General features: G+C 41.5%; 25 protein-coding genes and 4 pseudogenes. 10 read left to right on the top strand and 19 right to left on the bottom strand.

Annotated features, from left to right (window positions below; genetic code table 11):
* Positions 1–118 precede the first annotated feature (118 nt).
* From H6G14_RS19920 to H6G14_RS19865, 13 genes and pseudogenes are all read right to left on the bottom strand, one after another.
* Positions 119–451: a P-II family nitrogen regulator gene (locus H6G14_RS19920; RefSeq protein ID WP_190569047.1), complete on the bottom strand. Its 333-nt coding sequence runs from the start codon at positions 449–451 to the stop codon at positions 119–121.
* A gap of 84 nt (positions 452–535) precedes the next feature.
* Positions 536–1,645 (bottom strand): sodium-dependent bicarbonate transport family permease, encoded by a 1,110-nt coding sequence (locus tag H6G14_RS19915; protein ID WP_190569046.1) that lies wholly within the window; start codon positions 1,643–1,645, stop codon positions 536–538.
* Positions 1,646–1,783: 138 nt separating this feature from the next.
* Positions 1,784–1,966: pseudogene (locus tag H6G14_RS19910) on the bottom strand (sodium-independent anion transporter); the annotation flags it as partial.
* 21 nt (positions 1,967–1,987) lie between these two features.
* Positions 1,988–3,649: a bicarbonate transporter BicA gene (bicA, locus tag H6G14_RS19905; protein WP_190569045.1), complete on the bottom strand. Its 1,662-nt coding sequence runs from the start codon at positions 3,647–3,649 to the stop codon at positions 1,988–1,990.
* A gap of 600 nt (positions 3,650–4,249) precedes the next feature.
* Positions 4,250–4,828: a GNAT family N-acetyltransferase gene (locus tag H6G14_RS19900; protein WP_190569044.1), complete on the bottom strand. Its 579-nt coding sequence runs from the start codon at positions 4,826–4,828 to the stop codon at positions 4,250–4,252.
* Positions 4,829–4,831: 3 nt separating this feature from the next.
* Positions 4,832–4,963: a hypothetical protein gene (locus H6G14_RS34050; RefSeq protein ID WP_277884321.1), complete on the bottom strand. Its 132-nt coding sequence runs from the start codon at positions 4,961–4,963 to the stop codon at positions 4,832–4,834.
* Positions 4,964–5,015: 52 nt separating this feature from the next.
* A pseudogene (locus H6G14_RS19895) lies at positions 5,016–5,513 on the bottom strand (PIN domain-containing protein); the annotation flags it as partial.
* A gap of 177 nt (positions 5,514–5,690) precedes the next feature.
* Positions 5,691–6,143, bottom strand: a complete 453-nt coding sequence (locus H6G14_RS19890) for a hypothetical protein (protein WP_190569043.1) — start codon at positions 6,141–6,143, stop codon at positions 5,691–5,693.
* A 144-nt stretch (positions 6,144–6,287) separates the two neighbouring features.
* On the bottom strand, positions 6,288–7,463 hold the full coding sequence (purT, locus tag H6G14_RS19885; RefSeq protein ID WP_190569042.1) for a formate-dependent phosphoribosylglycinamide formyltransferase: 1,176 nt from the start codon (positions 7,461–7,463) through the stop codon (positions 6,288–6,290).
* A 52-nt stretch (positions 7,464–7,515) separates the two neighbouring features.
* Entirely contained in the window at positions 7,516–8,019 is a 504-nt protein-coding gene (locus H6G14_RS19880) for a pentapeptide repeat-containing protein (RefSeq protein ID WP_190569041.1), read from the bottom strand.
* A 263-nt stretch (positions 8,020–8,282) separates the two neighbouring features.
* Entirely contained in the window at positions 8,283–10,223 is a 1,941-nt protein-coding gene (locus tag H6G14_RS19875; protein WP_190569040.1) for an ABC-F family ATP-binding cassette domain-containing protein, read from the bottom strand.
* Positions 10,224–10,335: 112 nt separating this feature from the next.
* Positions 10,336–10,752, bottom strand: coding sequence for a DUF1824 family protein (locus H6G14_RS19870; RefSeq protein WP_190569039.1), 417 nt, complete (start codon positions 10,750–10,752; stop codon positions 10,336–10,338).
* 48 nt (positions 10,753–10,800) lie between these two features.
* Entirely contained in the window at positions 10,801–11,649 is an 849-nt protein-coding gene (locus tag H6G14_RS19865) for a prohibitin family protein (protein ID WP_190569038.1), read from the bottom strand.
* A gap of 120 nt (positions 11,650–11,769) precedes the next feature.
* On the opposite strand from H6G14_RS19865, the pseudogene H6G14_RS19860 reads away from it, so the two are divergent.
* From H6G14_RS19860 to H6G14_RS19845, 5 genes and pseudogenes are all read left to right on the top strand, one after another.
* Positions 11,770–12,051, top strand: a pseudogene (locus tag H6G14_RS19860) (ABC transporter); the annotation flags it as partial.
* Positions 12,052–12,179: 128 nt separating this feature from the next.
* Positions 12,180–12,469, top strand: a pseudogene (locus tag H6G14_RS34250) (ABC transporter transmembrane domain-containing protein); the annotation flags it as partial.
* A 234-nt stretch (positions 12,470–12,703) separates the two neighbouring features.
* Positions 12,704–13,132, top strand: coding sequence for a beta-carboxysome assembly chaperone CcmS (gene ccmS / locus H6G14_RS19855; RefSeq protein WP_190569037.1), 429 nt, complete (start codon positions 12,704–12,706; stop codon positions 13,130–13,132).
* Between the two features lie 92 nt (positions 13,133–13,224).
* Positions 13,225–13,665 (top strand): cyanase, encoded by a 441-nt coding sequence (cynS, locus tag H6G14_RS19850; protein WP_190569036.1) that lies wholly within the window; start codon positions 13,225–13,227, stop codon positions 13,663–13,665.
* A 32-nt stretch (positions 13,666–13,697) separates the two neighbouring features.
* Positions 13,698–14,603 (top strand): DNA-methyltransferase, encoded by a 906-nt coding sequence (locus H6G14_RS19845; RefSeq protein WP_190569035.1) that lies wholly within the window; start codon positions 13,698–13,700, stop codon positions 14,601–14,603.
* A gap of 144 nt (positions 14,604–14,747) precedes the next feature.
* Here H6G14_RS19845 and H6G14_RS19840 read toward each other — a convergent pair whose 3' ends face one another.
* The gene (locus H6G14_RS19840) at positions 14,748–14,960 is read right to left on the bottom strand and encodes a hypothetical protein (RefSeq protein ID WP_010995461.1); all 213 of its coding nucleotides are present in this window, start codon (positions 14,958–14,960) and stop codon (positions 14,748–14,750) included.
* A 393-nt stretch (positions 14,961–15,353) separates the two neighbouring features.
* Here H6G14_RS19840 and H6G14_RS19835 point away from each other — a divergent pair, with 393 nt between their 5' ends.
* Positions 15,354–16,505, top strand: a complete 1,152-nt coding sequence (locus tag H6G14_RS19835) for an SGNH/GDSL hydrolase family protein (RefSeq protein WP_190569034.1) — start codon at positions 15,354–15,356, stop codon at positions 16,503–16,505.
* Between the two features lie 47 nt (positions 16,506–16,552).
* On the top strand, positions 16,553–16,915 hold the full coding sequence (locus tag H6G14_RS19830) for a DUF4864 domain-containing protein (protein WP_190569033.1): 363 nt from the start codon (positions 16,553–16,555) through the stop codon (positions 16,913–16,915).
* A 10-nt stretch (positions 16,916–16,925) separates the two neighbouring features.
* On the opposite strand, the gene larE is transcribed toward H6G14_RS19830, so the two are convergent.
* Positions 16,926–17,756, bottom strand: coding sequence for an ATP-dependent sacrificial sulfur transferase LarE (gene larE / locus H6G14_RS19825; protein ID WP_190569032.1), 831 nt, complete (start codon positions 17,754–17,756; stop codon positions 16,926–16,928).
* 194 nt (positions 17,757–17,950) lie between these two features.
* Positions 17,951–19,762, bottom strand: a complete 1,812-nt coding sequence (hrmK, locus tag H6G14_RS19820; RefSeq protein ID WP_190569031.1) for a hybrid histidine kinase/response regulator HrmK — start codon at positions 19,760–19,762, stop codon at positions 17,951–17,953.
* Positions 19,763–19,952: 190 nt separating this feature from the next.
* Between hrmK and H6G14_RS19815 the strand changes: the two genes are divergently transcribed.
* Entirely contained in the window at positions 19,953–20,819 is an 867-nt protein-coding gene (locus H6G14_RS19815) for a branched-chain amino acid ABC transporter permease (protein ID WP_190569030.1), read from the top strand.
* Positions 20,820–20,928: 109 nt separating this feature from the next.
* Here the strand turns inward: H6G14_RS19815 and psaX are convergent, their stop codons facing one another.
* The 3 genes from psaX to lipA all read right to left on the bottom strand — a co-directional run bounded on the left by psaX (position 20,929) and on the right by lipA (position 22,282).
* Entirely contained in the window at positions 20,929–21,063 is a 135-nt protein-coding gene (psaX, locus tag H6G14_RS19810; RefSeq protein WP_010995455.1) for a photosystem I protein PsaX, read from the bottom strand.
* Between the two features lie 68 nt (positions 21,064–21,131).
* Complete coding sequence (locus H6G14_RS19805) at positions 21,132–21,347, bottom strand: hypothetical protein (RefSeq protein WP_190569029.1); 216 nt, start codon at positions 21,345–21,347, stop codon at positions 21,132–21,134.
* Between the two features lie 32 nt (positions 21,348–21,379).
* Entirely contained in the window at positions 21,380–22,282 is a 903-nt protein-coding gene (gene lipA / locus H6G14_RS19800; protein WP_190569028.1) for a lipoyl synthase, read from the bottom strand.
* A gap of 318 nt (positions 22,283–22,600) precedes the next feature.
* Here lipA and H6G14_RS19795 point away from each other — a divergent pair, with 318 nt between their 5' ends.
* Positions 22,601–23,239: a response regulator gene (locus H6G14_RS19795; RefSeq protein WP_190569027.1), complete on the top strand. Its 639-nt coding sequence runs from the start codon at positions 22,601–22,603 to the stop codon at positions 23,237–23,239.
* A gap of 695 nt (positions 23,240–23,934) precedes the next feature.
* Positions 23,935–26,721: a GAF domain-containing protein gene (locus tag H6G14_RS19790; RefSeq protein WP_199326230.1), complete on the top strand. Its 2,787-nt coding sequence runs from the start codon at positions 23,935–23,937 to the stop codon at positions 26,719–26,721.
* Positions 26,722–26,740: the final 19 nt, after the last annotated feature.

Here is a 26,740-nt window from a genome sequence, read left to right as displayed (position 1 = left end):
GACAAAATCATGAGTTTAAAGCAATGAAGGTTAAGGGTTTGAGGGAGTCATAAATTTAAGTAAGGGCTACCAAAAAGCCGGCGTTATGACCCAGTTTTTTAGGCTGCGTCGTCTCGATTCAACAGCCGTCTGGCCCACAGAAAGTTCTCCCGTAAAGTACCTCTGCTTCACAGATATAGATAATGCCCGCATAATCGGTGAAAAACTTGATTGCGACCTGATCCGCAATCTTCTCTGCCATCTCCCGTGTTTCGGTGAGTACCTCAAACTTTACATTGGAATCGGTATCGGCAGTGTTGGGTTTACCCGTAGAGCGCACGTTGCGACTGCCTTTACCGCCAGTATCCACCACCGTATAACCAGTCGCCCCGCATTCATCAATGATCTTGGCGACCTTTTTCATCAGCACCTTTTCCGTGACGATGACGAGCTTGTTGGCACGCTTGCCCATGTTGGTTACCTCCTGAAATGATGTAATTTATCTACTTGGTCTGCCCAGTCAAGGAAACGCCGACAGACCTCAATCCGTCTGGAATTAGCCGCCGAGAGCTTGGGCAAGTCCGAGGAAGAACGGTATACACAAGCCGATCGCAACTGGCGTACCGACGGCTGTGGACGCGCCTATATAGGCAGATGGATTGGCTGACGGGATACCAGCTCGCAATGTGGGTGGCCCTGAGATGTCTGAACTAGAGGAGGCGATGACAGCTAGGATCACAACACCGCCCATGCTGAAGTTCATGGTGTAGTGGGCAATCATGCCGAGACCGAAGGCGATTAGCCCATGTACAAACGGTGCCACCACACTATATACAACGTACCACTGGGCTACCTTACGCAGTTCGCCAATTCTTGACCAAGCTTCCATCCCCATGACCAGCATCAAGATCGAAAGCAAGCCACGAAAGGCGGGATCGTAGAAGCCTTTATAGACACTTTCCGGTTGGGTGAACAGTCCCAGAGCCAGACCTAGCAACATTGCCGATAAGGCAGGACCCCGGAGGCTTTCCTCGATGATCGGCCATATCTTGACCTTGTTATCCCCAGCATCCTGCTGTTGGCTGAGATACTCCTGCCGGGTGCTGGGATAATCTTTTTGATCGGGATAATCACCAGCCGCAACAGGCTGCTCAGTAGAGTAGGCTGCTTCTTTACGCTTCTTGTTGTTGAGGTAAATGTTGGCGATAACAATTGCAGTTACGAGGGCGGGGATATCCATGAAGGGATAGAGTGCGCCAGCCCATGCCTCGTATGCCATCTTTTGTTCTTCCAGTACCGTCAGACCGGCAGCCATTGTAGAACCACTCACGGCTCCAAACAATCCCCCAGTTGCGATCGCATCAACGACTTTGACCTTTGGCAGCTTGGCTAACGTATAGCGCGAGATGAATACAATCGTAATCCCTGTTATTACAGCAAAGATCATGGGTAACACCATCTCCGTCAGATTAGAATTGCGGATCGCAATTCCACCGGTCAGACCGATTTTGGTGAGCAGCATGAAGACGATGATCGTACAAATCGACTCAGGAATGACCAATTCGCTACCGAGGGCAGCAATGATCATGCCACCAATCAAAAAGGCGAGTGTTGGGGACTGCAATTGGGCAATGAAGTCCTTCACGAACAGCGACACAAAATCCACGAATACCTCCTTGTGCTTCCTCTGATGAGGAGTATTGCAATAAATGAACTATATGAACTTTCAAGAGTTACTCTGAGTAAGAGTGAGGAGTTTCACCTTTACAGCACAGGTGCTGTATGGGAACTTGTAGACAGGGCTGATAGTCATTAACCCAGTCGGTTCAGAAATTAACGTTGGCTACCGCCAAACAGCGCGGCAAAAAAGCCGCCACAAACTGCCCCAAGTCCACAGATGAACTACCCCAGAGGCAAGGACAGCCGTGTCACCGGCAAAGATATCGCCTCGGAGGTTATTAAACCGGATAAGATTGGTGATTGCCATAATTTTCGCCAAGCCAATGACTCAAGTTGACATTTGTTTGCTACAGACCAGATCAACCGCTTGTTCCAAGGCAACGGTGCGATCGCTCATCACGTGTTCTGGCTGGATTAGATCAAACAGCCCCAATTTTTGCAAGCGGCGCTGAATTTTGTCACTGGCACCGACTACATAAACCTGGAGTCCCTTATCGTGGGCATCGCGGATCACGTTTTCAACAGCTAGCGAAGCCGTCACCCCCAAAGAGGGAACTTCGGTGAGATCCACTACCAAGACATCGGCTTCTTTCATGGCGTTGTGTTCGCGGGCGATCGCCTTAGACAAGCCGAAAATCATCGGTCCACTTAAACAAAACAGCAAGACCCGTCCCCTTGCCTTATCCAAAAGTTGCTTGTGTTCATTGCTGAGTTTGACATCATCATCAATGTCAGAAATCAACTTTACCTCTGAGGATTGCATTTCACTCAATTTGTTGATGGTGAGGATATTGGCAATAAAGACACCAATGCCCACCGCCACGATCAAATCCACAAACACCGTTAATAGCAGCACCCCGTACATAATGAGGGAGCCTTTGGCGGAAATTTTGTGCGATCGCTTCAAGAAACTCCAATCCAGAATATCAATCCCCACCTTGAGCGCAATCCCAGCCAATACTGCCATCGGAATCGGTTGGGTTAATTTCGCCGCCCCCAACACCACTACCAGAAGCACCAACGCCCGCGTTAATCCAGATACCGCCGATGTTGCTCCAGTTTGAATATTCACCACCGTTCCCATCGTGGCTCCGGCACCAGGCAAGCCGCCGCACAGCCCCGACACAATATTGCCAATCCCCTGACCAATCAACTCTTTGTTAGAATTATGCTCCGTCCGAGTCAAGCTATCGGCAACCACTGCGGTCAATAGGGTATCGATACAGCCCAACATCCCCAGCATCACCCCATCCAACAACATCACCGTCAATTGCCCCACGCTAAAGGTCGGCAGTTGCAGGGGCGGTAGTCCCACAGGAATTTCGCCAATTCGGCGAATATCAGCATTGCCAAACACCGTCAGAGAAATAACTGTACCCACGATTAACGCGATCAACTGCGGCGGCACTAGTTTTTTGATCTTCTTGGGCATGAAGAAAATAATCGCCAAGGTTATCGCCCCCAAAATCGCTTCTGGTGGATTAACCTTGGAAATCAACTCTGGAATTTTCAGGAAAGTGCCTAACACTCCGCCCTTGGGCGCAGCCTGCCCCAGAAACGGCGCAATTTGCAGAATAATCAGAATCACCCCAATGCCCGACATAAAGCCCGAAATCACGCTGTAGGGCATCATGGTGACATATTTGCCCAATTTGAAAATTCCAAACACAATTTGGAATAATCCCGCTAACATAACAACAGTGAACGCCATTGCCAGACCATTTTCAGGATTAGCGGCTGTGAAACTGGCGACGATCGTGGTCATCACCACGGTCATGGGTCCAGTAGGTTCAGAGATCAGCGTTGGGGTTCCGCCAAACAACGCCGCAAAGAAGCCAACACAAACTGCCCCATAGAGACCACCGAGGGGACCCACTCCAGAAGCAACCCCGAAGGCTAGAGCCAGGGGTAATGAGACAACGGCAGCCGTGACACCGCCGAAGATATCGCCCCGGAGGTTATTAAACCGGATGAGATTGGTGATTGCCATACTTGTGGTGAATGAACGGTGGATCAAACTAAATAGAAGCACCCCCTTTCATAAGAAAAGATCGGCTACAAATAAGGATTCAGTCGGAGAATGAAGTCTGGCATCGGCAATCAGACGCTCAAAAAATTCTCAACAACAGACTGCTGTTGAGGATGATTGCCGAGCGGTTTCAAGCTTTAAAAAACTAAATCGTAATATTTAAATTATTTGGTTGTTTTTAACTTTACGCTACTATGGGTATTCGTGCTTAATGGGTGATTAGGATAAAAATATTGTTTGCATAGAATTTTTCTATGGTTGTTAGACCAATTTGAAAAAAAAATGCGACTCACATACAGACCCAAACCCTTGTCCTGTCTTTTCGTACTCCTGCGGGGAACCCGCACCCCTACGGAGAAGCAAGCTACGCAGCGCTACCGCGTAGCAAGGGGTATTTTGTTGGCGTACCCCTTCGGAGTTTTAGTGGTATAGCTGTTGACGGTTGACTGTTAACGGTTGACTGACTTGACAGCCTTGTGTTATCAGGGTTTTATCTTAGCTTGATGTCCTAATCTATCTGGCTACGGCCATAATAGGTAATTATGGGATTTTGATTACTCATTACCCATTTTCGTTGTCTTGCCAGTTGGGGTTAATGAGACTAGTTAAGATATGGTCTTGCCATTGACCATTAATTAATAAATAGTCCCTGGCGTAACCTTCCACAACAAAACCTAGCCTTTTGAGTACGTTACCACTACGCTGATTATGAGGCATATAATTAGCCATAACGCGGTGGAAATTTAATTCTTCAAAAACATAATCAGTAGCTGCTTTTAAAGCTTCTGTCATATATCCTTGGCCTTGTTCGCTTTCTGCCAAGCTATATCCTACATAACAAAAATGGGCAGCGCCTTTAACAAAATTATTAAAATTTATAGTCCCGATAATTTCTGTTGGTCGTTTTTTGGGAAATATAAATAGCTTTAAAGACTGGTCATGGATAAATTCTAAAAAATTATTTTCTAATTGATAATGCCAATATTCTGCTGTAAAGAACTGGTCAACCCAAGTAGGATAGAATGGAGTGAGATAATCTTTATTCTCAAGGAAATATTTGAGTATTTTAGGGATATCCTCTTTGATACCTATACGTAATATTAGGCGATCGCTAGTAATTATCGGTAGTTCTGACTTCATAACCTAGATGGGAAATTCTACACCTTCATCTATGTTAATAATTAGCGATCGCTTTCTGGTACATACATCGATGCGATGTATCTGATATTTGATCTTTTGATCTATCGTGTTTAAAATTTCTGCATAAACATTCATACTTAGGCTAAAACTGTATAATAGAATTCATGGTGTTCTGAACTAATAGGAATCACAAAACGTCTAAATGTAGAGAATTGTAAGCTTCTATGTTCTTTGATTGCAGCCAACCTAAAAATTCTTTCGTGCTAGTAAGATACTTGATACCAACTGCCTGCAATATTCCCTTGATTTCTCTTGTACCAAAATCTCTAGAGTTTGCAGTTAATAAAATTTTCTTATCATCTGGAGATGTGTTCTGATGAATCCGGGCGTGATCAAGAATACAATGTAAAATAAGATTATCTGTTTGATCAGCGATAAGTTGTTCTTGAAGACTGGTACTCAGTATATCTGGTTTTAATTGTATTAATTCTACATTCAGAGTAGCCCATTCAAGAACTTGAGCAAGGCGATTGTTTATTTCATTCAACCTCGCTTCATTTTTAATTTTTGCTTCTTGAAGGCATCTTTGGATTTCTCTGGAATATTGAGAGTTGTTATCTCCTTTTAGTTTCTTTCGTTCAAGATCAAAATTATCTTGAAAACGATTGCTTATGCTAATTTCGTCATTTAGTACAGAAAGAGATTACATACAACACACTGAAGGAGTCACAATTTTAATCCGTGTATCTCTGTCTGGCGATATGTTAGTGACTAATTTTTCAGAATCCTTATTTTGGCTTTTAGCAAAACCAATAAAGAAATTAGTTTCGATATAAAGCGTTATCACTAAAATTACTACCCTTTACTCTACCGCCGCATCGGCTAGCTTTTCCACGAAACCTATCTGCTTTAATTCTTGTGATTTAGGTGGATTATCAGTTTTCCAGTGTTCAGCTAAATCTCTTAACCATCCCTCAACTAATGTTTCTAGATAATACTCAAAAATTCTCTTATTACTAAATTCTGCATCGTACTCAGACATAATTTCATGAGTTGGGAAGGTGTAGATATCCTTGAGATTTTTGCCATCCCATTCAAAAATCTTAATTTCTTCACGAGTAGCGGTCATAGCATAAGGCACTATAACTCCGTTATGCTGATATTCAAATTTGAGAATTTCTGCCAATTTAGATTTAATATCTTCTTGAATGTCTCTGGCTCTAATTTTTGATACTAAAAGTTTTTGCCCATTTTTATTCCAAGCTGTAATATCTGATATCTCTATTGTTTCGTCACGGAGTTTCTCAACATCCATTTTTTTCATCCTCGTGACATTCGTCATGTTAATAATAAGTCAATTATAATCTGAAGATAATGCTTGCATAATTTCATGTTTGGTTTAGAGTATGAGCATTTTAAGGGACTTCGGCAATTCTTTCTTTTTCCCTGTAGTCAGCAACTACTGATCAATAATCTGAACCTTACTCGCTGCTATTGTCGCTTTCTCCCTAGCTGCTTCCACATTCTCGGCTTTCGCTAAAGCTACACCCATGCGGCGGTAAGGATGTGCTGTGGGTTTACCAAATAATCTAATGTCTACATTTGGCTCGGCTAAGGCTTCAGCTACCCCTGTAAAGGCGACCGCATCTAATTTTTCTGAGGCTAAAATTACTGCACTGGCGCAGAAACCTAACTGTTCTATTTTAGGAATTGGTAAGCCGAGAATTGCCCTAAGATGTAACTCAAATTCGTTCAAGTTTTGTGAAATTAATGTCACCATGCCTGTATCGTGGGGACGAGGTGATAGTTCGGAAAAAATTACTTCGTCTTTGGTGATGAAAAATTCTACACCAAATATGCCAGCACCGCCTAAAGCATCGGTGACGGTTTTGGCGATGGCTTGCGCTTCTAATATCTTATCTTCAGTAATCTCAGCCGGTTGCCAAGATTCTTGATAATCGCCTCGTTCTTGGCGGTGTCCGATGGGTGAACAGAAAATCGTGGGTGCATTCCACTGTTTAATGGTGAGGAGGGTGATTTCAATTTCAAAGTTGATAAATTCTTCGACGATGACTTTTTGACTATCACCACGCGAGTTAGCGATCGCATAATTCCAAGCTTTTTCTACTTCGTCTTTTGTCACTACTACCGATTGTCCTTTACCTGAGGACGACATGACAGGTTTGACTACATTGGGAAACCCGATCTTATCAGAAACAGCAGTCAATTCTTCTAAGGTAATAGCATAGCCGTATTTCGCGGTTCTAATACCTAATTCTTCATGGGCTAATTCCCGAATGCGATCGCGGTTCATTGTATAATTGGTAGCTGCCGCAGTGGGGATTACAGTGATCCCTCTGTCTTCAAATTCCTGTAGTTTCTCGGTTCTAATCGCTTCAATCTCTGGTATGATAAAATCAGGTTTATACTTAGTGACTACAGCTTCTAAATCATCAGCACTAAGCATTGATATAACTTCACAACAATCGGCAACCTGCATTGCGGGTGCATTGGCATAGCGGTCAACGGCTATCACATAATTACCAAGACGTTGAGCCGCAATGACAAATTCTTTGCCCAACTCACCTGACCCCAACAACATTAGTTTTTGGGGTAGCTTAATTGCCTTACTCATGCACCTTTCCCAGATAATTAAAACCCAGCAGCCTAATAATTAATGCTGCATTTTAATTATCATCTGCCAAATAGTTGAACTTAGCTCCACGCAGTTGTAAATCTTTACGTTGTTGCTTGGTTAAACCATTACCAATTCCTAATTGGCATTCATCCACAAGAGTATCTAACCAAACAGTTCCATTGAGAGTTGCACCTCTTAAATCAGCTTTTCTCAAGTCAGCTTTTGTGAAATTCACAAAAATTAGATCAGCATTTAATAGGCTACTTCCTTGTAAATTTGCCTCTGATAAATTACCTCGAATTAAACTTACTTCGTCTAAATTTAATTCAGACAAATCTGCGCCAGAGAGATTGGGAAATTTCATCTGTCCAGGATTTTGGAAGAAGCGAATCACACAATCAATGTTGCTGTCGTTCAGACGGATTTTAGATAAGAACTTGAAACGACCCAAGCCTAATTCTTGCAGAATTTGCAGGCGTTCTGATGGAGTCTGTTCTAAAAAATGAATGGACTGAGAGCGGATGTCTTGAGTATGAGGATTGATCATGATCATTGTTTGGCACTATATCTAACTATTGGATGCACGGCTAAAGTTATCAATAGCCCGATGAAAAGCACTAACCTGAAAACCTAGTCAAACTTCCACTCAGACAAAGAGTAACATCTGATTGTAAATAATAAGGCGAACTTTTGGTAAACTCAGTTGCCGAGTTTTTAAAGAATTGATTTGTGTTGGCAAGTCGGGCATCCTTTAATGCCAGGTCTGATAATGCCAGGTCTGATGGTAGATTCTGCTTTCGAGCTATCATTTTGCGCTCACCCACTCTCGGAAGACTCTATCTCCGCTAATTCTAACCAGCGCTCAGTCGCTACATCAATTGCTTGCTTCAGCGCTTCTATTTGTTCGTAGAGTTTTTGTACTTGGGTATAATTACCAGGAGGAACATGAGTTAGTGCTTGCTCGGCTTGGGTTTTTTCGTCCTCTAGTTGAGCAATTTTGCCTTCTAACTCGGTAAATTCCCGCTTTTCCCAATTGGATAGTCTACGGCGTTTTTTAGTTTCTACATCTTTAGTTTGCGATGTAACTTTTGTTTCTGGGGAATTTTTTGTCTTTTCTTTAGTGTTGACTGTTGCTTGTTGTGCTTCCTCGGCTTTTTTGTAGTCTAGATAAACTGAGTAATTACCTGGATATTGCCGCAGGTTGCCACCTTCTTCCAAGGCAAATATTGTATCAACAGTGCGGTCTAAAAAGTAGCGATCGTGGGAAACGACGATGACGCTACCGCTAAAATCTTCCAAGTAGTCTTCTAGCACTGCTAGTGTTTGCACATCTAAATCGTTTGTCGGTTCATCCAAAATCAAGACATTGGGGGCGCTGATGAGGATACGCAGCAAAAACAATCGGCGTTTTTCACCACCGGATAGTTTATGAATTGGTGCATACTGCTGATTCCCTGGAAAGAGAAAGCGTTCTAACATTTGGGAAGCAGTAATTTTTGTCCCATCGGCTATCTGAACAAATTCTCCCTCTTCTTTAATGTAGTCAATCACGCGCTGATTTTCATCTAAAGCTGTGAGTAATTCTTCAGAATGTTGGTCAAAATAACCAATGTGGATGGTAGAACCAATTTCTACTTTACCGGCATCGGGTGCTATACGCCCGGTGATGATATTCATTAAGGTAGACTTGCCAGCACCGTTACCGCCGATAATGCCGATGCGGTCTTCCGGGCTAAACTCGTAGGTAAAATCTTTGATTAAGATGCGGTCATTATAGGCTTTAGAAACGTTGTGTAGATCAATCACTTTTTTGCCAATGCGGCGGCTAACCGTGGAGATATCCACTTTACCTTGAGTTTGTTTAAACTCAGTTTCGCGCATGGCTTGGACGCGTTGAATGCGGGCTTTTTGTTTGGTGCTTCTGGCTTTGGGGCCGCGCTTGAGCCATTCTAGTTCTCGCCGCAGTACTCCTTGATGTTTGCGTTGGGTACTAATGGCTGATTCTTCGGCTAGGGCTTTCTTTTCCAGGTAGTATGAGTAGTTACCTGCATAGCTGTAGACATCGCCTCTGTCGATTTCGATGATGCGGTTGGTAACTTTATCTAAAAAGTAGCGATCGTGTGTAATTAGGAATAATGCCCCACGAAAACGATTAAGATAGCTTTGTAGCCATTCTACAGATAGAGCATCCAGGTGGTTTGTTGGCTCATCCATCAGTAAAACATCTGGTTCTGCAAGTAAGGCTGTTGCTAAAGCTATACGTTTACGATAGCCGCCAGACAAACTGCCAATGGGCGCATCAAAATCAGTAATCCCTAGTTTACTGAGGATAATTTTGGCATTGGTTTCTAATTCCCAGGCGTGAGTTGCGTCCATGCGCTGCATAACCACAGAAAGGCGGGACATGATTTGGCTATCTTCTGGGTAGTGGGCTAGTTTATCCGAAAGTTCTTCATACTCACGTACTAAGGTCATTTGTTCGCCACTATCGGCGAAAATTTGTTCTAAAACAGTACGGTTTTCATCTAAGTCTGGCTGTTGGGGTAAGTAAATAATTTTAGAACCAGAAGTACAAAGAATTTGTCCACTATCAATAGATTCTATGCCGGCGATCATTTTTAATAAAGTAGATTTGCCGGAACCGTTTGTACCTATTAAGCCAACTTTATCTGTAGCATCTAAACTAAAGCTAGCATCTTTTAAAATTTCTTTGATTCCAAAGTCTTTTTTAACTGATTGTAATGTGATGACGCTCATAGCAATTTTAAAAGATACTGTTTAGCTCACGCCCAGGCTCAAAGATCAGAAGATTTTAGGAGGAAGAGGCACGCTTATTGAGTGTAGCGTACCTCGGATTAAATCTAAACTTTTAAACAAATAGGTCGAGGGGTAGATGTCCATACATTTCGTTGATTCCTCCTTCATAGTAAGATTGGCATGATACTAGGACACCACGATGATGTCCAGCGTAGGAATCGAGATAACACAGACCATTTTTGCCATTTAATTTGATGTAGACTGGGCCTTCAACTACAGGTAGATCAATAGGCACTTCATAACCTAAGGCATGAGAATAGGTTTTCATCGCTAATAGTCCTTCTTCGGCTGTATCGGCGCAAATTCCTAATATTTGATAGTCAGAAAGTTTGGTGATCAAAATCAATGCCCGACGAACTGATTCTTTTTCTGATGGCTTGAGAATCGGGGCGATATCTAAGCAGTTGAATTTATTGAGGATTTTTTTCGCGTCGGCGGTGGTAAGATTGGGATGATTGGGCATTGACATAAACGACTTTATTATGTTCCTAAGTTGTGTTTGTGTGTGAGTAGACGATTAGTCTAAATTTTGGGTGTTCCCTAAATTAAAGATAAAGGGTACACTGCCCTGTGATTCTCCACCCATGACTAGAACTTTGGGCATTTGCGCGCCGCCAGTCCTCCAGGCTTCTATGGCTTCTTTTTGCAGTACTAATTGCCCACCTTGAGCTTTGAGTGTTTCTGCCAAGAGTCTTTGGGCTTCTGCCTTCCCTTTGGCTCGATTAATTTCTGCTTGCGCTTCTTGTTCCGCTTCTCGCGCTACGTAAACGGCTCTTTGAGCGCGTTGTTCTGCAATTTGTTTTTCTTCTACGGCTCTGGCAAATTCCGGCGAGAAGGTCAAGTCAACTACGCTAGTATCTAATACTATTATTCCATATTTATCTAAGCGATCGCCTAAGGCATTATCGAAGTCTTCCTTTAACTCACTCCGCTTGGTAATGGCTTCTTCCACCGTTCTTCTAGCGGCTGCAATTTTAAATGCTTCCTGTGTTTGGGGGGCGATGATTTTGGAGACTATATTTTCTAAAGTTCCTTGCTTTCTTCTCACATCTACCACCTGGATGGGATCTAGGCGAAAGTTAATGGCAAACCTAGCAGACAAATTTTGTAAATCCTTGGTAGAACTTTCTGCTGGTACTTCAAATTTTTGGACGGTGAGATCATAAACATCTATCACCGAAATCAAAGGCGGTTTCAAGTGAATCCCCTCTAATAACGCGCCATCCCTAGCTTTCCCTAAGATACTCAACACTCCTGCTTGCCCTGGATTGATAATAATAAAGGAATTTAACCCAATAATCACAATTATTGCCACCAAAATCCCGAACACAGTAGTTTGCCAATTTCCCAATTGCTGATTTTTCAAGCTTGTTTCTCCGTAGTCATTAGTTGATAGTTGACAGTTGACAGTTGACGGTTATCTCTGTCCCCAATTCCCAGTCCCCAACTCTGTGGTAATATCAGTTACACACAACTTGCAAAGGCTGTGGCTATAGCGTCTCCATCTCACAGGGTATTACAAAGGCCTAGACATTCTGCACATCCTCTACAGCGTCTGTTTGACTATGGATACCAGTGTCGTCAACAAATGTAGTTGGCTACTGGTTGCTCGATTCTAAGTAAACTTTTTGATTTGGCTCCACCAGCTTTAATTGCTATGGCGGTGAATGCGGTGGTTAAGCAGCAGGATTCTATCATTGCTCAGTTGGGAATAAAAGATATCTTTGGGCAATTTTTAATTGTGGTGCTGCTCACAGTCATCACTTGGATGCTAGTAGTTCACCAACCCAAAATTGCTGGGCTAGGGCAAGCAGGGGGAGCAGGGGAAGCAGAGAGAGCAGGGGGAGAAAGAGATTTTTTTTGCTGCTATTAACCTTGCAAAGTTCTCTTGGCAGACTACTAGAGTCATTTCTTGAATATCGCTATCGCGTGTCATAGCGTAACTTAGCATATAATACCAAGCATAACTTACGTTCAAACGCATACAGTTACCTACAAGAATTGGAGCTTGTTTTGAAGAACACAGTACAGGTGGTTTAACGTCTATCTTCAGTAACGAGTTTAACCAGCTAGAACGTTTTGTGGACGTGGGCGCTAACGATATTATCCAAGTAGTCATGACTATTGTAGTCGTTGGTGGTGCATTCTTTATTTTGGCTCCCAGCATTGCTTGGATGGCTATTTTAGCTTGAACAGCAAAAAGCCTCTCACCTACCCAAAGTGATGATATGAATTGCGCGTGAGGCTTGCGGTCAGCGTCAGCCGAACTGTTGACGACAGTCATCTAACCAACGCTAAAATCGTTCGCGGTAGCGTCTTGTAGAGAGGATCACATAAAGCAACCCCGGCATCGGATAATAAAACAGAAGCAGCTATTGAGCGATCGCTGATGTTGACTGTTGAGCAATGACTAATTATTTATGATGTTTGGTAGTACTAAGCCGGAATCAGGTGATAGTAAGTGGCGTGGCCAGTTAGATAGGTTTGTCAAAGAAAACCAGCAAGATTTGGCTGCACTTTTTTGGGGACTATGGTTAGAAAATGGTGATAGCCAAGGTACTATAGGTATCGATTTACAGCCTACACCACATTTTGTTTACTGCCCAAAAGAGGCTGTAGAAAAATTAAATAATAATGTAGAAAATCGACTCCAGGAACTTTTGGGAATTATTGAACATAATCAACCAGAAATTGAAGTCTTGATGATTGGTATTGGTAAAGGTGAAATTAAGTTAATTCAGTTTGCACCAGAACCCCCGCCACCAGTATGTTTTGAGCAAGTCGGGAAGGATATAGATGGATTGTTGGAGTTATTAGAACAGCGTATGATTGGAGAAATTGTGGTATAAATTTGCACCTTATAGAATAGGGAAATATGATCGCCTACCACATTATGGTAAAATTTTCTCTGACAAAATTAATTCTGTAGAAAATTTATCAGATGTCGATACCGGAAATTACGCAAACCCTCTTACAAGCGAAAAAAGATCAAAGACTCAGCTTTGCTGATTTAGAAGCAATTTTGGGGCGGGATGAAGTATGGATTGCTGCCCTATTCTACCGCCAAGCAAGCGCATCTGAGGAAGAAGCCAAGTTACTGGTGGAAGCATTGGGATTAGACCCCAGTTATATTCAAAATCTAACAGCATACCCAGTCAAAGGCTTGGGGCCAATTGTGCCTACAGATCCATTAATTTACCGTTTTTATGAGATTATGCAGGTGTATGGTTTTCCCATTAAGGAAGTCATCCAAGAAAAGTTTGGTGACGGAATTATGAGTGCAATTGACTTTACCTTGGATGTGGAAAAAGAAGCAGATCCGAAAGGCGATCGCGTTAAGATTACTATGTCTGGTAAATTTTTACCTTACAAAAAGTGGTAGTCTTTGACTCATCGCAATAGTTAAAATGTCGCTTGAACTCACAACAAACAACAACCATAGAATTAGCTAACTTTATACCTTCCTATATTCAGCAACACGGAGCAGCATATTTAGGCGACTGTTTGGAAATTATTAAATCTATCCCCGACAACAGTATTAACTTAATCCTCACTTCACCACCATTCGCTTTAACGCGTAAAAAAGAATACGGTAACGAAAGCGCAGAAAAGTATATTGAATGGTTTTTACCTTTCGCTGACGAATTTAAGAGAGTATTGACGGAAAATGGTTCATTTATTTTAGATTTAGGTGGCGCATATCTTCCAGGAAATCCTGTGCGGAGTATTTATCAATACGAACTACTGGTGAGATTATGTAAGGAAGTTGGCTTTTTTCTGGCTCAGGAATTCTATCATTACAATCCTGCACGATTACCTACCCCGGCTGAATGGGTAACAATTAGAAGAGTCCGTGTCAAAGATGCAGTAAATATTGTTTGGTGGCTATCAAAAACCCCCAATCCCAAAGCAGATAACAAAAAAATTTTAAAACCTTATAGCCAGAGTATGAAGCGATTACTCAAAAAAGGTTATAAAGCCCAAGTTCGTCCTAGTGGACATGATATTTCTGATAAATTTCAAAAAGATAATCAGGGTGCAATTCCCCCAAATTTGCTAGAAATTGCTAATACTGAATCCAACAGTACTTATTTACGACGTTGTAAAGCAGCAGGGGTTAAACCACATCCGGCTAGATTTCCTCAGGGGTTTGCTGAGTTCTTCATCAAATTCTTGACTGATGAAGGGGATTTAGTATTAGACCCATTTGCAGGTTCTAATACTACTGGGTTTGTTGCGGAAACTTGGCAACGTCGTTGGATTGCTGTGGAAATTAATCAGGATTATGTTCTGGGAAGTCGCTATAGATTTAGTGAATAGTCAGCCACTACAAAAAATTCCCAATTTAGAGTCCAGAACCACAATTCCCATAAACAATTTAGGGGTTTGTATCCTTATTCTTGTTTGCTTAATAGCCAATCAATGGAGTTATGAAATTGTGACTATTAAATAGAGCAAACAAATTTATATTTCACCATTAACCTGCATTTGATGAACCTTGTCTGCCAACTCTTGACGACCTTGATCGTCAAGTTTATCTATTGCTAACATTCCCATGAGAATTACCTCTTTTAGGGTTAAACGGGTAGAATGTGCCTGTTTCTGCACAATCTCTTTAATAATTGGACTAACACCAATTGCTGTACTAGCTCTAGCCACAAAATTACGGGGAATCATCAATCACTGCGACTAAATCTTAGCACTTTATCCTGGTTTCTTCTATACCAATAGAAATTTATTTAAATGGATAAAGATGAATATTTACAAGTTTTGATACGGAAGATATGCTGGAACTGAGTAGTATTTATTACATAAATCATGAGGCTGGTAATAATACTTAGCTAATGACTTATTAGTACAGGCTGTTAGCATCCGTGCAATCATCTTTACTAATTAAACCGCAAGATGTGCCTTAAAGAATTGGTGAATTGTTAAATATGATCTCGTTAACCTAGTTTACAGAACTATACGTTTTCAATAAAAATAATATTTTAACAACAGTAAAATTCCTGAATGTAGGAAATCAAAACTGTCATAGAACAAAAAAGTACACAGAGGAGACATAAAGCGATGAGGGATTCTTATCTGTTGGCAGTAGGTTTGTTAACAGGATTGACACTACCAGCATCAGCTCTACCACAGATATCGGATATCCTGCCAGATAATTCTAGTTTTGCCTCGGATCTAAAACAAAGCGCACCGGAGGTGATTACCGAGGATACATCTTTATCCCCATTCAGTAATCAACTATCGCAGGCGTTTGAGAGCTTACCACAGGATGGGGATGAAAAAAGCTTGCCTACGCTTTTTAACGTATCCTTCCCCGAATTTAGCAGTCAACCTTTGTCACCATCTAAGGCTTCTCAATCAACGAATGGCGAGAAAAATATTCCCGCTTCTCATACTCCTTTACTGCAATTTACTAATCAAGAATCATCAACACCCATAAACTCATTCTTTAACCTTAATTCCCAGCCGACTAACCAACTATTAACTTCTGGTAATCAACTTTACTATTACCGATTAGCTGCATTGAAAACAGGTCAGATTTACACACGTCAGGATGGTGATAGTGACCAATCATTACGAGACGCAACTCAAAAGCAGCAACTAACTTATGATGATTGGAAAAGTCTATTGGCTCTAGAAGCTAAAGCGATCGCTCAAGGTCAAGGTAAAAACCGTCTCAGTATCCTTGTCGGGGATTCCTTGAGTATGTGGTTTCCTAGAGAAAAGTTACCATCTGGTAAGTTGTGGCTGAATCAAGGTATATCGGGAGACACTTCCACTGGTATCGCCAATAGATTAACAGCGTTTTCATATACGCGTCCTGATGCTATCTACATCATGGCTGGGATTAACGACCTACGCAAAGGAACCAGCGATGAAGTAATTTTGCGTAATCATCGCCAGATGGTTAGGAGATTACGGCAGTCTCACCCCAGAACTCAGATTTTTATACAATCTATATTACCTACCCACCTGCCAACAATTTCTAATAGTCGGATTCGGGAAATTAATACAAAACTGGCTCAAATTGCTAAAAAAGAAAAAGTAAATTATTTAGACATCCATAGTTGGTTTGCAGACGGTGATGGCAATTTACGTTCTGATTTAACCACAGATGGCTTGCATTTGTCGGCTGATGGTTATGATGTGTGGCGATTTGCTATCCAACAGGTAGAATTCAAACTCTCTCAAAACAAAAATGTTGACCGTTAACAGTTAACAGTCAACAGTTAACAAAAACTACCGTAATTTATACATTTATGGAAGTTACTGACCAAGATTTTCTTACCATCCGATCTGTGATTGAAAGCCAATTAGCAGCTTTTCAACAAGATGATGCACCAAGTGCTTTTGCTTGTGCTACCCCAGCAATTCAAGAGCAATTCCAAAATGCGGAAAATTTCCTGCGGATGGTGAGTATGAGTTATCCGGCGGTGTATCGTCCACGCTCAGTTTTCTTTGAAAGAGTTACCACAATTCAGGACAATATCACTCAACCAGTGTTGCTTTTAGCACCCGATGGTGTTCCTCTCAGGGCTTTGTATTTTATGGAGAAACAACCAGATGATAGTTGGAGGATTAATGGTTGTATTCTTGTTTCTGTGGAAGCAGAGACTTTTTGATCACTGGTGATTAAACTTTTAGTGGTGTATTTGCCTGATTGAGGACTTGGTTTAATTTACCACTGCGATAACCTTCTAAATCTAAGGTGACGTAGATAAATCCCAACTCTTGGAATGCTTTGACTACAGAGGTTAAATCTGTGGTGAGGACAAAATCTTTGATTTTTTCTGGTGGTAATTCAATCCGAGCTGTATCTTCTTCAGAACGGACGCGTAAATTTTGCCAACCTAACTTCCTAAGATAAATTTCGGCTCTACCTACGCGTTGCAATTTGGCTATGGTAATTTCCTCACCGTAGGGAAAGCGAGAACTCAGACAAGGCTGGGCTGGTTTTTCCCACCAAGGTAAGCCTAATTGCTGAGAAAGCTGTCTAACTTCTAATTTAGTAACACCAAATTCGGCTAAAGGCGATCGCGCCCCTCTCTCCTTCGCGGCTTGAATCCCTGGACGATAATCATGCAAATCATCAGCATTGACCCCATCCACCACATAGGGGTAGCCCATTTCTAAAGCCAAAGGTTTGAGGGTGTCATGTAATTCGCTTTTACAAAAATAACAACGGTTGACGGGATTCGATGTGTAATTGGGGTTGTCCATTTCGTGAGTTTGGACAATTTTATGGGGAATACCAATCGTTGCGGCTTGAATTTTCGCGTCTTCAAGTTCCTCTGGTAACAACGAAGGTGAAACCGCAGTCACAGCCAAAGCGCGATCGCCCAACACATCATAGGCTATCTTCGCTACTAAGGTACTATCAACACCCCCAGAATAGGCAATTAAAGCCTGTCCCATTTCTGTAAATAAGGCTTTTAATTGCTCAAGCTTTTCAGTTAACATCATTCCCAAATCCTGCCAAAACCCTATAGCAATATTTTAGTCATTGGTCAGTTGTCAGTTGTCAGTTGTCAGTAGGGGCGGGTTTATGAATATCATTATCCAAGAGTGAGGATATCTATAAAACCCGCCCCTACAGTTGTCGGTTGTTAGTTGTCAGTGATAATTAGTTCTTCCTCCCAATCCCCAATCCCCAGTCCCTATATCTGACTATACTTAGCCACCAGACTGGCCAAGAGATTTAAATCTATGGGTTTAGAAATATAGTCGTTGACTCCAGCAGCTAGACAGATGGAGCGATCGCCTTTCATCGCCATCGCCGTTTGGGCAATAATAGGAATCTGTTGATATTGAGATTTTTCTCGCAACTGCTTGACTAAATCTAAACCGTCGCCATCTGGTAAGCGGACATCCATTAAGATAACTGCTGCTTGTTGTTCGTCAAGTTTAGCCCACATTTCATGGGCATTCTTGACCCAAGTAACGTTATATCCCAACTTAGACAAGTGAGTTTGCATCAATTCACCGTTGGGTAAATCATCTTCAACTAACAAAATTTCTTTTGAACCGTTAGGAGTCAAAGATGCAGGAGATGTGGTTTCCTCATCCTCAATATCTTCTCCTACTAATACTTGCCCATTCTGTTGTAACGGCAAGATAATAGTAAAGCGAGAACCATGATCAACTTGGGATTCTACTTCTACAAAACCATTGTGAATTTCTGCCAGTTTACGAGTCACCACTAAACCTAAACCAGTACCTTCATGTTGGGCAACAGAAGAATTGGGAATTTGGAAATATGGTTGAAACAGTAGCGCCAGATTTTCTGGAGAAATACCGCTACCAGTGTCCCAGACTGTAAAGTGGATAAATGAATCTTGCAGCGACACTTTTAAGCCAACGGTGCCTTGACTGGTAAATTTGAGAGCATTAAATAACAAATTCAAAAGCATCTGCTTGAGCCGCAAAGGGTCAGCAACAAAGGTCTTGATATTGGGGTCTAATTCCAAAGACAACTTCACCCCTTTATTTGCGGCCTTCTCCTTAATCAGCGTTAATACATTTTGACAAAGTTCTGGTACATTCACCTTTTCCCACTGTACTTCTAACTGATTTGCTTCAATTTTGGACAAATCCAAGATATCGTTAATTAGAGCCAATAGGTGTTTACCACTAGATTGAATAATATTTAAATATTCATGATGCCGTTCTCTGGTTGGATCGTAACCTTGTGCTAGAAGCAAGTGAGTAAAACCAATAATTGAACTTAGAGGTGTACGAATTTCGTGACTTGTATTGGCTAAAAACTGATTTTTCAGTTGATTAGTCCGCTCCAATTCCTGATTAGAAATACCTAAATTTTGAGATTTATGTTGCAAAGATTGTATTTTTTTGAGATGCACTAAGGCCTTCACACATTGTTCGGCCGATCGCTCCATTAGTTGCGTATTCAGTTGAGGATGTGGTGCGGTGAATGTGTTGTCGTGAGGCTTTAAGTTATCTGTCGCCAGCAGTAACCACCCAATCACATTATCTGAATCATCCCTTAATTGCCAAGCTCGTGGGGGTTGTTGCTTTTCCAGTTTTTGTAAATCTGTGATTTTGATCGCTTCTTGCAATTGCAACCGCAGTTTTTTTCCATCTGGGGATATTTCTTCTAAGAGTGGAGGTTGACAGCCTAGAGATAGAGGGCGAGAAATATAGTAAACTTTACCAACTGCTGCTTGCGGTTGCAACAGAGCAATACCCACAGCACACACAGGGAAACCCACATTGCTATTGTTTAAGGCAATGTCTAGTTCATTAACCACTGTTTGGAAAATATCCGCTTCTGTGGTTCTTGTGGGAACAGTGTTAAAAGCAGACTCTAAGCAATTAAGCAGGCGTGTCTGTAGCTGGTTCAAGCTGCGTTCCAGCCATAACTCAGCGCAAAGCTGCTGACTTTTTGCCAACAGAGTTGGCGTTGTGTCTATCGATGAGTTGTGTTCTGGTAAGCTTGAATACTGCTGCATGGTCAACTAGACCGTTTAACAACTTTAATTTTGCAAAAAATGCAACCACGATTCTATGTATATTAGCTCACAATTCTTTTTTGTCGATAAATCATAACTTATAGGACTGATTTTCGGTAATAAACTAAACATTTTTGTTGTCAATCACCACTTTCTAAATAACTATAGATTAGCTTATTTAATTAGCAATATGGAAATACAAACGATTCAACTGATTGTCAATGGTATTGCTGTAGGTAGCATTATCGCTCTTGCGGCTGTGGGACTGACTTTAACTTATGGAATTTTACGGTTGTCTAATTTTGCCCACGGTGATTTCTTAACTTTAGGGGCTTATTTGACTTTTTTTGTCAACACTTTTGGGGTAAATATCTGGTTATCAATGATAGTGGCAGTAGTAGGAACGGTGGGAGCAATGTTACTGTCAGAAAAATTGCTGTGGTCTAGAATGCGCTCGATTCGAGCTAATTCCACTACTCTTATTATTATCTCAATTGGGCTAGCATTATTCTTACGTAATGGGATTATTTTAATTTGGGGCGGGAGAAACCAAAATTATAATTTACCCATCACTCCTGCTTTAGATATTTTTGGTGTGAAAGTACCACAAAATCAATTGCTGGTATTGGCATTAGCGGTACTATCCATCGGCGCGCTGCACTACCTGTTACAAAACACAAAAATTGGTAAAGCGATGCGTGCTGTTGCTGATGATTTGGATTTAGCCAAGGTTTCTGGAATTGATGTGGAGCAAGTAATTTTTTGGACGTGGCTAATCGCTGGCACAGTGACCTCTTTAGGTGGCAGTATGTATGGCTTAATTACGGCAGTGCGTCCCAATATGGGTTGGTTTTTGATTTTGCCGTTATTCGCTTCTGTCATCTTGGGTGGTATTGGCAACCCTTACGGTGCGATCGCCGCAGCTTTTATCATTGGTATTGTTCAAGAGGTGAGTACGCCCCTGTTAGGTTCCCAATACAAGCAAGGTGTTGCCCTACTAATCATGATTTTGGTGTTGCTCATTCGTCCTAAAGGTTTATTTAAAGGCACGATGTGAGCAACACCATTCCACTTAGTTTGGGGACTGGGGATGAGGGATGAGGGTCTGGGGCTTGGGTGAAATTTTTCCCTATTCCTAGTCCTTATTCCCTACTTCCCAAGTTTAACTATTGAATAATGTGGAAATAATAGGCTGCTACCAGGAAGTTAACAGCTAGTAGCAACAACGCCCAACCTGTACGGAAAGTATAGGGGGGTTTAGCGCCGGTATTAGCAACTGGGGAAATTTTGGCCTTAGCCATAAATCGATTCTCCTTATGTCATGACTTTTTCAGAAATACCAAACAGAGGACACAATTGCCCATATTCTTTAAAAATATTTGTGTGATTCGGGAATTTGGGGAGTGATTGCTAAGTAGGGAGTGAGAATTTCTTTCCCCACACCCCCACACCCCTCAATACGGTTCGGATAAGCAGGGGAAGCAGAGGAGGCAGGGGAGGAAAGGAGGTTATTTTCATAATTTTTCTCTTCCCCTGCTTCTGTTCTCCCCTGACTTCCCCTGCCTGCCTTAACCAAGAAGTCCATTAACCGAACCGTATTGCCACACCCCTAACCCTTCACTCCTCCCCAGCGTGATAGGAACTGCGAACTAGTGGGCCCGAACGGACGTGGCTAAAGCCCATTTCTCTGGCTAGTTTGCCCAGATGCTCAAATTCTTCTGGTGTCCAATATTTTTGGACTGGTAGATGTTCTAGGGATGGGCGCATATACTGACCGATAGTTAGGCGATCGCATCCTATGTTCCTTAAGTCTGTCATTGCTTCGACTAGTTCGGCAACCGTCTCGCCATGTCCCACCATTAAGCCTGATTTGGTAGGAATATGGGGGTTGAGTTCTCTGACAAGAGACAGAACCCGCAAAGAGCGATCGTATTTAGCACCCCGGCGTACTGGCCCGGTTAAGCGACGCACTGTCTCAATGTTATGGTTAAAACAAGCTGGTTGTGCCTCTACAATCATTTTGATGCGCTGGCGTTGTCCGGCTTCCCCTGCACCTGCACCACCCCAAAAATCCGGTGTCAAAACTTCAATTTGAGTACCCGGATTTAATTGACGGATTGCCTGCATAGTTTGGACAAAGTGGCTTGCTCCCTGATCTTGTAAATCATCACGAGCTACAGAAGTAAGTACTACATAACGCAGTCCCAAAAGTTGTACCGCTTCTGCCACCTTTGCTGCTTCCTCTGGGTCAATTGGCATTGGTGCATGACCCTTATCGACTTGACAAAAAGCACAGGCACGGGTGCAGGTAGGCCCCATAAGTAAAAATGTAGCCGTTTTTTGGGCATAGCACTCACCCCGATTCGGGCAGCGACCTTCTTCACAAATAGTATGAATTTGACGCTGCTTAATAATGCGCTGTACTGTTGACAGTTCGCTAGCTTTGCCAATGGGACGGCGCAACCAACTGGGCATTGCCGTGATTTCCGACTTAAACTGAGCAGGTTGTGAGGCAGTCATAGGCTTGTAAATAAAAATAAATCTCTATTGGACTTACGCACTAAAATTGTCGCTTGAGACCGGGTGTGGGGGTGTGGGGGTTTAGGGAGATATAACTTTAAATCAATAAACTCTCTCTTCTATTTTCCCTCATTACTCCATCTCCTAAAAGTTTTGTTAAACACTGCCGACGACGACATTTATACCGAAATATACTATCCCCCAATTAATAACAATGTTGGATATAGTGGGGAGATTCTCACGGTCACTTGGAATTCACACAGCATCCCATAGGGAAGCCGCTATTTAAACTTCAATATTCTTTTAGAGTAATCAGTCGTGGCAAGTAACAAAATTTTAGTTATCGATGACACTACCGTTGTCAGGGTAAAAGTACGTGAAATGTTGCCCCCTGGCAATTTTGAGGTATTAGAAGCCAAGGACGGCTTGGAAGGGATAAATCTCATCCGACAAGAAAAACTGAGCTTGATTATGTTGGATTTCCTGCTACCTAAATTGAGTGGTTGGGAAGTATTCCAGCAAGTTCAAGCTCATCCTGAACTGAGAAAAATTCCCCTGGTAATTATGTCTGGGAGGAAGGAAGAGGTGACGGAAAAAATCACCGAACCTTTCGAGTATTTTGAATTTTTGGGTAAACCTTTTGATCAGAAACAGCTAATTAATGCGATTAAGTCAGCAATGACCAAGGCTAAACTACCGCGCCAAGAACCAGTAGGAGTAGTTGCCGCGAAGAATGGCAATACAGCCACTGCTACTATTACACATGGTGCTGTAGCAACTTTAGCCACACCCACAGTTGCTACAACTACGACAGTAGCAACGGCTGAAATAGATGCAGATGCAGCTGCTGAAATTCAAGCACTTAATGACAAAGTTGCTAAAATGCAGGCAGAAATTGAAGGTTTGAAGAAACAGCTTGCACAAGTAGTCACTTTTATTAAACAAAAAATTAAGTAGGGATGATGTGTGATCGGTTGGAGAGTATCTTTATGTTCTCTGTGACACGCTTAGGTTTGGTACAGCGTGTTTTATACAGAGGTTACACTATTGCCGACTGCGTACAGTAACGCTACACAGCATTTACAATACCTTAGGGTAAGGGCCGCAGAATTTTACTCGCTTGTCAGATCCATAGAGAATTTGCTTAAAGCGATCGCTATCGATTGTAAGTTGAGAGTCATAGTTGTTTTCTATTTAGCCTACGCTTTGCCGTAGGCTTCTGTTTTTTAAGTATAACTGTTGACGGTTGACTGTTGACAGACTTGAAAGCCTTGTTTTGTCAGGGTTTTATCTTAACTTGATGTTCTAATCTATCTGGCTACGGCTATATGACTATGAAATGCGTAAATCAAGACGAATAAAACAGCTATGGGATTTCGATTTGATTATTGAAATTATCTAAGTATTTGTATGGTGGGCGATGTCCACTTTATGATGGTTGTAGTGGGCATTGCCTAACGCCACTTGCGTGACTGCCGGGAAACCTGTAAGAGCGCAGTGGTTCCCCTAAGTTATATTTCAGAAATCAAATACTAGTCCTATATGCAGAACAACTAATCAAAAATTTAGCTAGACTTTACCGATCCATTTAAAACTGCTATTTCACCTGAAAAGTGCAGCTGATCATCAATTCTTCATCAAATAAAACAATAATGTTGTTTAACGACCATGAAAGCCTACGCTTAGAAGCACTTGAGCAATATTGTATTTTAGATACACCGCCAGAAGAGGTGTTTGATGATCTGGTAAATCTTGCTGCCGATAGCTGTAATACACCGATCGCTCTAATCAGTATTTTAGACTCTCAAAGAGAATGGTTTAAGTCAAAAGTAGGAATTACTGAATTGGAAATACCACGTCATATCTGTCTTGGTATTCATACAATTGGGCAGAATGACATATTGATTATTCCTGATACCTGGCAAGATGAACGATTTGTAGAAAATCCCCTAGTGAGGCAAAAGCCAACCGCTTTTCGTTTCTATGCAGGAGTTCCCTTAATTAACTCTGAGGGTTTTGCCTTGGGTTGTCTAGCTGTGATAGATTCTACCCCTCGTAACTTAAGTTTAAAAGAACAACAAATACTCAAACGTTTAGCGCGTCAAGTCGTCAGACAATTAGAGTTACACAGAAAGCAAATTAGTCATAAAAGCAACTTAGATGCTAATTTGTTGTTCACAAATAATCCTCGCCCTATATGGATATGTGAGCGGCAAACTTTACAAATTTTAGATGTTAATCAAGCTGCTATTACACAATATGGTTACTCAAGAGCAGAGTTTTTAGAAATGCAGCTTACCCAAGTTTTTATACCTGAGTTTGTATCAGAAGTAATTAGAGATGTAGAGCAGGAAAACTGTCAAATTCCCTTCCTCATGGAATGTCAGCATCGTCTCAGTAGTGGACAAATTATTGATGTTGAATTGGCTATTAATTATATAGAATATTCAGGTTATAAAGCTTGTTTAGTTGATGCGATAAATATTACTGAACATATTCAAATAGAACGGAATCTACAAAAAAGTGAAACCAGAGTTAGAACTATTCTGGAAGCAATTCCTGTGCCTTTGGTGATTTCCCGCGTTGATGATGACCTAATTTTATATACTAATTCAGGATTTTTGCAAACATTCCAGCTATCTGGAAACGATTTGATTAATCGCTATACCGCAGATTTATATGAAAATTCAGAAGACCGACAGCAGATATTAGAAGCTCTTAGTCAACATGGCTCGCTTCATAATTATGATATTCAATTCAAGAAAAGTGACGGAACTTCATTTTGGGCGATCGCTTCAATTCAGTACTTAAATTTTAACAACGAATATGCAGTTTTAACTGTCCTTTATGATATTACAGAGCGCAAAAATATCGAAGCCAAGTTACAAGAGCAAAATGCACTTTTACAAAGTATTTTTGCTGGTATCCCGTTGATGATTGGACTGATTAGTCCTGAAGGTCAGGTTCAATGGATAAATCAAGAATTAGAGCGTCTTTTAGGTTGGAGTTTGAGAGATTATCAAACCCTTGATATTTTTGCAGAGTTATATCCTCAGCCTGAATATCGTCAATTGGTCATCAAGTTTATGCAATCCGGAGAATGTATTTGGGGTGATTTTAGAACTCAGACACGATATGGGCAAGTATTAGATACTTCTTGGACAAATATCAGACTTGCCGATGGTCGAATAATTGGTATTGGTCAGGAAATTACCGAGCGTAAGCAAACTGAACGCGCTTTGAAGGGACAGATTGAGCGAGAACGGTTAATGCGTGCTGTTGCTCAACGAATTCGCCAATCGCTGAATCTACAAAATATTCTCAATGCCACGGTTCAAGAAATTAAGGACTTGCTTGGGGTCGATAGAGTTGTGGTTTATCAGTTTGCCCCAGATATGAGTGGTAAAATTGTAGCAGAATCGGTGAAGCCTGGATGGAAGATTGCTTTAGGGGCAGATATTCAAGATAATTGTTTCCAGTCAGGGGCAGGAGCAAGTTATCGCCAAGGATATAAAAGAGCGATCGCCAACATCTACACAGCCGGATTAACTGATTGCCATCTGCATTTATTAGAACAATTTCAAGTTAAAGCTAACTTAGTTGTACCTATTCTGTTAGAAGTGAGTGAAGGCAACACTGTGCCGCAGCTTTGGGGTTTATTAATAGCTCATCAATGTTCTACCCCACGGGACTGGGAAGCCCATGAACTAGATTTACTCGACCAACTTTCCGTCCCGATTGCGATCGCTATCCAACAGTCAAGCATACTTCAGCAAGCCCAGAATGAATTAGCTGAACGCCAAAAGGTAGAAGTGCGCTTGAGAAGCGCTTTAGCGGAAAAAGAGGTTTTACTCAAAGAGGTTCATCATCGGGTTAAAAATAATTTACAGATAGTTTCTGGATTATTACTACTTCATTCTCAAACACTCAAAGACCCAGAATTAATCAGAACTATGCAAGAAAGTCAAAACCGTGTTGAGTCTATCTCGATGATTCACAAGAATTTATATACTTCACCCAATATTGGACAACTTGATGTTGTTGATTATATCAATAACTTAGCTACGAGTATTTTAATATCCTATCAATTAGAGCCAGGGACAATCAGCTTAGAAACTCATATCCACCCGATTGATTTAAATCTTGATCAAGCCATTGCCTGTGGTTTAATTATCAATGAACTGATTTCCAATTCTCTTAAACACGCTTTTCCTCAAAAAACAGCAGGTGCAATAAAAATTTATTTACAGAAAGTCAATGACAAAATTGATTTGACTATTCAAGATAATGGTATCGGTTTACCAGATAATTTAGATTGGCGGTATACAGATTCTTTAGGTCTTTCGTTAGTTCATGACTTAGTAACAGAACAACTAGAAGGCACTGTTAGTATCGAACGTCAACCAGGAACTACATTTAAAATTCAATTTCCGCATTAACTGAACAACGTAGATTGAC

Origin of the sequence: Nostoc parmelioides FACHB-3921 (assembly GCF_014696625.1) — a bacterium.
In the GTDB taxonomy this organism is placed as follows: domain Bacteria; phylum Cyanobacteriota; class Cyanobacteriia; order Cyanobacteriales; family Nostocaceae; genus Trichormus; species Trichormus parmelioides.
The sequence above is the reverse complement of the archived record's forward strand: the minus strand, read 5'-3'. Positions and strand labels throughout refer to the sequence as shown.